The 7,526-nt window shown below is 66.1% G+C and carries 8 protein-coding genes; 7 read left to right on the top strand and 1 reads right to left on the bottom strand.

The features are described 5' to 3' along the window. A partial coding sequence (locus L0G76_RS12465) for a LysE family translocator (protein ID WP_304357511.1) occupies positions 1-471 on the bottom strand: 471 nt, incomplete at its 3' end. A gap of 225 nt (positions 472-696) precedes the next feature. On the opposite strand from L0G76_RS12465, the gene L0G76_RS12460 reads away from it, so the two are divergent. The 7 genes from L0G76_RS12460 (at position 697) to L0G76_RS12430 (ending at position 7,525) form a co-directional block, all read left to right on the top strand. Then, positions 697-1,599 carry a LysR family transcriptional regulator gene (locus L0G76_RS12460; protein ID WP_304357510.1) on the top strand — a complete coding sequence of 301 codons (903 nt, stop codon included), beginning with the start codon at positions 697-699 and terminating at the stop codon, positions 1,597-1,599. 83 nt (positions 1,600-1,682) lie between these two features. Next, positions 1,683-2,816, top strand: a complete 1,134-nt coding sequence (locus tag L0G76_RS12455; protein ID WP_092106726.1) for a GuaB3 family IMP dehydrogenase-related protein — start codon at positions 1,683-1,685, stop codon at positions 2,814-2,816. Between the two features lie 31 nt (positions 2,817-2,847). After that, a complete protein-coding gene (locus L0G76_RS12450) occupies positions 2,848-3,804 on the top strand; it encodes an SURF1 family protein (protein ID WP_304357509.1) in 957 nt (318 codons plus the stop codon). A gap of 2 nt (positions 3,805-3,806) precedes the next feature. After that, positions 3,807-4,244 (top strand): DUF3817 domain-containing protein, encoded by a 438-nt coding sequence (locus L0G76_RS12445; protein WP_304357508.1) that lies wholly within the window; start codon positions 3,807-3,809, stop codon positions 4,242-4,244. A 67-nt stretch (positions 4,245-4,311) separates the two neighbouring features. Beyond that, complete coding sequence (gene guaA, locus L0G76_RS12440; RefSeq protein WP_304357507.1) at positions 4,312-5,892, top strand: glutamine-hydrolyzing GMP synthase; 1,581 nt, start codon at positions 4,312-4,314, stop codon at positions 5,890-5,892. A gap of 92 nt (positions 5,893-5,984) precedes the next feature. After that, positions 5,985-6,701, top strand: coding sequence for a biotin transporter BioY (locus L0G76_RS12435; RefSeq protein ID WP_304357506.1), 717 nt, complete (start codon positions 5,985-5,987; stop codon positions 6,699-6,701). A gap of 107 nt (positions 6,702-6,808) precedes the next feature. Next, positions 6,809-7,525, top strand: coding sequence for an energy-coupling factor ABC transporter ATP-binding protein (locus L0G76_RS12430; RefSeq protein WP_304357512.1), 717 nt, complete (start codon positions 6,809-6,811; stop codon positions 7,523-7,525). Position 7,526 lies beyond the last annotated feature (1 nt).

Raw genomic sequence — 7,526 nt, 5'->3', positions numbered from 1 at the left:
CCCGGCCCCGGCACTGCTCCCGGCCCCGGCACTGCTCCCGGCCCCGGCACCGACTGGGCCGGCATCGGAACCGGCAGCCACCTCGGCGGCGGTGTCCGTCTTCTCACCGTCGATGAGGTCATCGGTGGCCGCCACGATCTCGCTGACCTGTCCGCGAGGGGGCTCACCGCGCAGCTCGGACCGGATGCGCAGGGCCTGGCGGGCGGCCAGGACTCCGAGCAGGCACAGGTAGAGTCCGCCGATGATCTTGAGGATCAGCAGTGCCGACGGGAAGGTCCGCAGCAGTGCCGAGATGCCCGTCAGCGCCGCGATCATCCAGATCGTCATGCCGGTGGCGGAGCCGAGTGAATAGATCAGCCCGGCCTTGCGGCGCAGGGCCGAGAGGCGAACGGTGAGGATCGTCTCGGGGCCGGGTGTGACCGCGAGGACGGTTGCGGCTCCGGCGATGGTGATGAGCTCGGGTCCGGTCATGGTGCTCCTTCGGGGACAGCGATCAGGCGATGGACCTGGTCGAGGCGGGAAATGCGACGCTGCACGATGACGGCCCGGCAGAAGAACACGAGTCGCAGCGACTCGCACCTACCGGGCTCTCCCTCAAGTCTGAGGCACGCCGGCACCAAATGACACATCGGGAAAGGCAATCATTTGTTAACAACCATTCGGGGGTACCGAACTATCATCGGCTACGCTGAAGCCATGTGGGATCTCAACCGGCTGCGCATTTGGCGGGCCGTCGTGGCCACCGGTTCCGTGGTCGACGCGGCCAGGAGCCTCAACTACACGTCCGCCACGGTCAGCCAGCACATCACGACCCTGCAGAAGGCCGTGGGCGTCCCTCTCTATCGCAGATCCGGGCGCGGCATCGAGATCACGGACCTGGGCAGGCGTCTGGCCGAGGAATCCGCTGACGTCTTCACGGGCCTGGCTCGACTCGATGATCTCGTCGAGAGCGTGCGCACGGTGAATCGTCCCCGCATGCGCATCGCGGCGTTCACCTCGTTCAACGCGGGCCTGCTGCCGGGGATCATCGAATCGGTCGCGGCCGAACATCCGGATATGCGCTTTGACATTCAGCTCAATGAGCCCGCGAAGGTTCGCCGCAGCCATTGCACGATCGAGATCCGCAGCGAGGTCCCGCAGGAAGACGAGGTTCACCTGCCCGGGATGACGCGCACGGTCCTCTTCGATGACGACTACCGAGTCGTGGTCTCGGACAGGCACCGGTTCGCGAGTCTGAAGTCCGTGCCGTTCAAGGACCTCGAGGACCAGCGCTGGGTCGACTACGACCTGTGGGCGGGGCCGACGAGCAAAGTCGTCGACCTCGCCTGTGCCGCCGCCGGATTCGAACCGCGAACCTTCGCCGCCTCGGAAGACGAATTCGCCGCGCTGGCCCTGGTCGCCTCGAATCTCGCGATCACGGTCCTGCCGCGTCTGTCATCGGCGCAGCTGCGACAGGGACTGAGAGCCGTCGGCCTCAGCGACCCCACGCCCGTGCGCCGAATCGTCATGCATGTGCGTGAGCGCGAGGCGCATCTGCCGCACGTGCGCTCCTTCGTCTCCGCCGCCGAGGCGGTCGTGGCCGACTATCTGGCCCGTTGAGGGCCCTTTCTGCCAGGGGAGACGCACAGTTCCTCATAGTGGGCTGAGTCCCCGACGTCAGGGCGGTGGGATAGGCTGTCCGGGTGAGTTCTGAAATCGAAATCGGCAAAGGCAAGCGCGGTCGTCGCGGTTATTCCCTCGACGACATCGCCGTCATCCCTGCTCGGCGCACCAGAGATCCCGAAGACGTATCGCTGGACTGGCAGATCGACGCCTATCAGTTCGGCCTCCCCTTCATCGGCGCCCCCATGGACTCGGCCATGTCACCGGAGACCGTGATCGCTCTGGGCAAGCACGGCGGCTTGGGTGTGCTCGACCTCGAGGGTCTGTGGACCCGCTACGACGATCCCGCTCCGCTGCTGGCAGAGATCGCCCAGCTGCCTGCGGAGATGGCGACGGCGCGGATGCAGGAGCTCTACTCCGCACCGATCCAGGCCGAACTCATCACGGCCAGGCTCGAACAGATCCGCGAAGCAGGGGTCACCGTTGCCGGTGCCCTGACTCCGCAGCGGACCCAGCAGTTCTACAAGACGGTCGTCGATGCCGGAGTCGACATCTTCGTCATCCGCGGCACCACCGTCTCCGCCGAACATGTGTCCTCGCATGCAGAGCCGCTCAACCTCAAGCAGTTCATCTATGAACTCGACGTTCCCGTCATCGTCGGCGGTGCCGCGACGTACACCGCGGCCCTGCACCTCATGCGCACCGGTGCCGCCGGTGTCCTCGTCGGCTTCGGCGGGGGAGCCGCGGCAACGACCCGCCGGACCCTGGGTCTCCACGCTCCGATGGCCACCGCGCTCGCCGACGTCCACGCCGCCCGGCGCGACTACATGGACGAATCCGGTGGCCGCTACGTCCACGTCATCGCCGATGGCGGACTGGGCACCAGCGGCGACATCGTCAAGGCCTTCGGCGTCGGTGCCGATGCCGTCATGCTCGGCACCGCTCTGGCGCGTTCTACCGAGGCTCCCGGCCGCGGGATGCACTGGGGCGCCGAGGCGCACCACCCCGAGCTTCCCCGCGGGCACCGTGTGGAGCTGGGAACCGTGGGCAGCCTCGAGCAGGTTCTGTTCGGTCCCGGACGGACCGCGATCGGCGAACTCAATTTGGCCGGTGCCCTGCGTCGTGCGCTCGCGACCACCGGCTATGTCGATCTGAAGGAATTCCAGCGCGTCGACGTCACCGTCTCGCCCTATCAGCCCGGATCGGTGGTTTGATCTGTTCCGGCTGGCGCTGACGCCCAAATGGTTGGGGTCCCTGCTTCTCGTTCTCGTCCTCGTCACGTGCTTCGTCGGTCTGTCCGCATGGCAGATCGACCGCGCTCAGCACAAGAATGATGCTGTCGACGCGGCCGACGTCGAGGAGATCGAACCGTTCAACGAGGTCATGGAAGCCCAAGCCCCGATGCCCGGCATCCTCGCCGACCAGCGGGTGAGCCTGTCCGGGCACTGGCTTCCGGACAATCAGGTCGTCGTCCCCGGACGCGTCCTGGACGGGGACAAAGGCTATTGGGTCGTGACGATGTTCGCGCCCGATGGCGCCCGCCTCGGTGCTTCGGCCGGTGCCGATGCCGCGGACAAGACCATCGCGATTCCGGTGCTGCGCGGCTTCACCACCGATGAGCAGACCGCCATGGAATCCCGCGCCGCCCAAGGCCCGGTCGAGATGAAGGCGCAGATCGGTCCCGTCGAGGGCCCGAAGCCCGGCAACTCACTTCCTGAGGGCCAGGTGCGCACCGTCTCGACCTCACAGCTGATCAACCTGTTCCCCGATCTGCTGACCTATTCGGGCTTCCTCATCCCCGAATCGGCAAGCGGTGCGGCCGCCTCCATCGCGACGGACGGACTGGCGTACGTGCCCCCGACGACGACGCGGGAGGAGGGCGGATTCGATCTGCAGTCCGCGGGCTACGCGATCGAATGGCTGATCTTCGCCGGCATGGCCCTGTACATGTGGTGGCAGCTGCTGCGCGATGACTTCATGCGCCGCCGCCTCGGCAGCGACTCCGATACTCAGGATCCCGCAAGCCCGGTCGAGTATGTTGTCGTCAAGTCTGCGGGACGGTCCTCGATCGACCCCGAGGTGATGTCGGGACTGACCGGACTTCCTGCCCACAGGCATGGAGCGAAGAAGCCTCGCAGCCGTCGTGGCCGGTCAGCCGACGACGCCGATTCGACCAATACCACCCCGACCGGAGGAAACTGAGCGTGAGCGAAGAACCCGAGTCCCTGGATTCCCGCCCCGACTTCGACGACAGCAATGTGTGGAGCGTCAAACGCTTCACCTCGGCTGGCAATGCGTGCAAGTTCTATCGCGTGATGGCCATCATCACCGGAACGATGCTTCTCATCCTCACCGTCGAGATGATCTACAAATACCTCATCGCCGCCGACCCCTCGACGGCCCTGAACTTCGGAGGATTCAACCTGGCGGCCGCGATCGCGATCTGCCATGGATGGTGCTACGTCGTCTACCTCATCGGCTGCTTCTGGCTCAACCAGCAGATGCGCTGGACGCTGGGCCGCTACATCGTGCTGGCCCTGGCCGGTGTGGTCCCGGTGATGTCGTTCATCCTCGAACGCCGCATCCACCGCCAGGTCGAAGCGGAGCTGGAGGCGGCCGTCGTAGTCGCCCCCAAGAGTTGAGCCACACCTGAAGGGCTGAGCACCACCTGAGGTTGGGGGCTGGGTCACCGGTGTTTAGACTTGGACTATGACGCAAACCCAGAGCACACAGGTGCCTCCTGTCCTCGTGGTCGATTTCGGTGCGCAGTACGCGCAGCTGATCGCCCGACGGATCCGCGAGGCCGGACTGTATTCCGAGATCATCGCCCATGACGCCCCGGCTGCGGAGTTCGCGGCCAAGAATCCAGTCGCCATCGTGCTCTCCGGCGGACCCTCGAGCGTCAACGATGAGGGTGCCCCCGGATTCGACACAGCCGTCTTCGACCTGGGCGTGCCCACCATGGGCATCTGCTACGGTTTCCAGCTCATGTCCACGACCCTCGGCGGCCGTGTGGCCAAGACCGACAAGCGCGAGTACGGCTCGACCCCGGTCACCGTGGCAAGCACCGGTGCACTGCTGGCGCAGACCCCGAACAGCTACAAGGTGTGGATGTCCCACGGAGACTCCGTCGCCGAGGCGCCCGCTGACTTTGATGTGCTCGCATCGACCCCCGACACACCCGTCGCCGCCTTCGAATGCGCGGCACGCAGGTTCGCCGGAGTGCAGTGGCACCCCGAAGTTCTCCACTCCGAGCACGGGCAGCAGATCCTCGAGAACTTCCTCTTCAACGTCGCAGGACTCACCGCCGACTGGACCAACGCCTCGGTCATCGACGAACAGGTCGATCTGATTCGCGAGCGCGTCGGATCGAAGAACGTCATCTGCGCCCTGTCCGGGGGCGTCGACTCCTCGGTGGCCGCAGCCCTGGTCCACAAGGCCATCGGCGACCAGCTCACCTGCGTGTTCGTCGATCACGGTCTTCTGCGTGAGAACGAACGCGAACAGGTCGAGACCGACTACGTCAACTCGATCGGCGTCCGATTGGTCACCATCGACGCGCGTGAGCGCTTCCTGTCCGAACTCTCCGGCGTCGCCGACCCTGAGCTCAAGCGCAAGATCATCGGCCGCGAATTCATCCGCACCTTCGAAGCCGCCGCGGCCGATCTCGTGCTCGAGGCCAAGGACGAGGGCGCCGAGATCGGATTCCTCGTCCAGGGCACCCTCTACCCCGACGTCGTCGAATCCGGTGGCGGATCCGGAACCGCGAACATCAAGAGCCACCACAATGTGGGCGGTCTGCCCGATGACATCACCTTCGATCTCATCGAGCCCCTGCGCGCTCTGTTCAAGGACGAGGTCCGCGCCATCGGCCGTGAACTCGGAGTTCCGGACGCCATCGTCTCCCGCCAGCCCTTCCCCGGCCCCGGACTGGGAATTCGCATCATCGGCGAAGTCACGGAGGACCGCCTGTCGATCCTGCGCAGGGCCGACGCCATCGCCCGTGAAGAGCTGACGAAGGCCGGCCTCGATTCAGAGATCTGGCAGTGCCCGGTCGTCCTCCTGGCCGACGTCCGCTCCGTGGGAGTCCAGGGCGACGGACGTACCTATGGCCACCCGGTCGTGCTGCGCCCGGTCTCCAGCGAAGACGCGATGACTGCCGACTGGACTCGCGTTCCCTACGACGTCCTCTCGGTCATCTCGAACCGCATCACGAACGAGGTCGACGACATCAACAGGGTCGTCCTCGACGTCACCTCCAAGCCTCCGGGCACCATCGAATGGGAATGATTCTGTTCCCCGACCACAACTCCTGAACAGTGTTCAGTTAGGGTTGGGTATGCCCGAGTGAGTCTCGGGTGCACCCAACCATCGGAGAACCCATGTCACACGCGCACACCGCCAGCACCACCTCGGCGAAGGTCGGTCGGAGAAACTCAGTCGGCCAAGCCGGCGACATCGCACTGATCGCGGTCTTCGCCGCTCTGCTGGCGGCGTTCGCAATCATGCCGCCGATCCCCGTGGGCCCGGCTGGTGTGCCGATCACGCTGCAGACCTTCGCCATCGCACTCTGCGGCCTGGTGCTGGGCCCGTGGCGCGGCGGGGCTGCCGTCCTGCTCTACGTCGTCCTCGGTCTGCTGGGCCTGCCGATCTTCTCCGGCATGAGCGGCGGCATCGGCGTGCTCGCCGGACCCAGCGCCGGCTACATCACCTCGTTCACGCTCTACGCCCTGGCCACCGGCTTCGTCGCCCGCTGGGCCATTCGCCGCTTCCGCGGTTCGAAGCTGTGGATCGCCCTGTTCGTCGGTGCCCTGGGCTCGAGTCTGCTGCTCAACCACCCGCTGGGCATCCTCGGGATGTCGATCAACGCCGACCTGCCCCTGGGTGTGGCCGCCGTCGCCGACCTCGTCTACTGGCCAGGCGACATCATCAAGAACATCCTCGCCGTGTCCGTCGCGATTCTCATCCATCGGGCCTTCCCCGATGTCCTCCGCCGCCGAGGTGTCCCGACGATGGCACCGACCGCACAGTCCGGGGGTGCACAGTCCGCGGGAGCTCAATCCCAGGACGCTGATTCCGAAGGCACTGCGGCGCAGTGATCTTTGGACGAAAGGCGGATGCGGATTTCGGCTCGGCGCGACCAGTCGAGCCTGCGGGGCAGCGGGATGACGCGAGCCCTGCCGACACCGGCACAGCTGCGCAGGAGATCAGCTTCACCGACGTCTCGGTCGGCGTCCTCGATGACAGCCCGGCAGGCGATGTCTACCGTCCGATCCTCACGAATGTGAACCTCACCCTGGACGAGCCGAGGATCGCGATCATCGGCGCCAACGGTTCGGGGAAGTCGACGCTGCTGCAATTGTTCAACGGGCTGGTGACCGCCGACGCCGGCCGAGTGCTCATCGACGGTCTCGACCCGCTCGAGCAGGCGAAGCAGGTGCGATCGCGGGTGGGCTTCGTCTTCACCGATCCTGCGGCGCAGCTGGTGATGCCGACTCCGCTCGAAGACATCGAACTCTCACTGCGCAAGCGCGTGCCCAAGGCCGAGCGCCGCGCGGCAGCCTTCGCCGTGCTCGAGGAACTGGGCATCGCCGATCTGGCCGAGCGCAGCGTCTACGAGCTCTCCGGCGGCCAGCGCCAGCTCGTGGCCCTGGCGGCAGTGCTCGCCGTGGACCCGCAGATCCTCGTCCTCGACGAACCGACGACGCTGCTTGACCTGCGCAACAAGGAGAAGCTGCGGAGGCTCCTCGACGACCTGGTCGCCCGCCGAAGGGTGCGCGTGATCTTCTCCACCCACGACCTCGACTTCGCCGGCTTGGCCGAGCGTGCCCTCGTCGTCGATTCCGGACGCATCGTTGCCGACTCGGCCCCCGTCGAGGCGACCCGGATGTACCGTGAGCTGATCATGAGCGACTCGTCATGAG

The organism is Brevibacterium picturae, assembly GCF_030453725.1.
Taxonomy (GTDB): domain Bacteria; phylum Actinomycetota; class Actinomycetes; order Actinomycetales; family Brevibacteriaceae; genus Brevibacterium; species Brevibacterium sandarakinum_A.
This window is presented reverse-complemented; position numbering and strand designations above follow the sequence as displayed.

Excerpts from the sequence above, each read along its gene's own strand:
- L0G76_RS12435 (WP_304357506.1), top strand. The coding sequence starts at position 5,985 with ATGTCACACGCGCACACCGCCAGCACCACCTCGGCGAAGGTCGGTCGG.
- L0G76_RS12460 (WP_304357510.1), top strand. The coding sequence starts at position 697 with ATGTGGGATCTCAACCGGCTGCGCATTTGGCGGGCCGTCGTGGCCACC.
- guaA (WP_304357507.1), top strand. The coding sequence starts at position 4,312 with ATGACGCAAACCCAGAGCACACAGGTGCCTCCTGTCCTCGTGGTCGAT.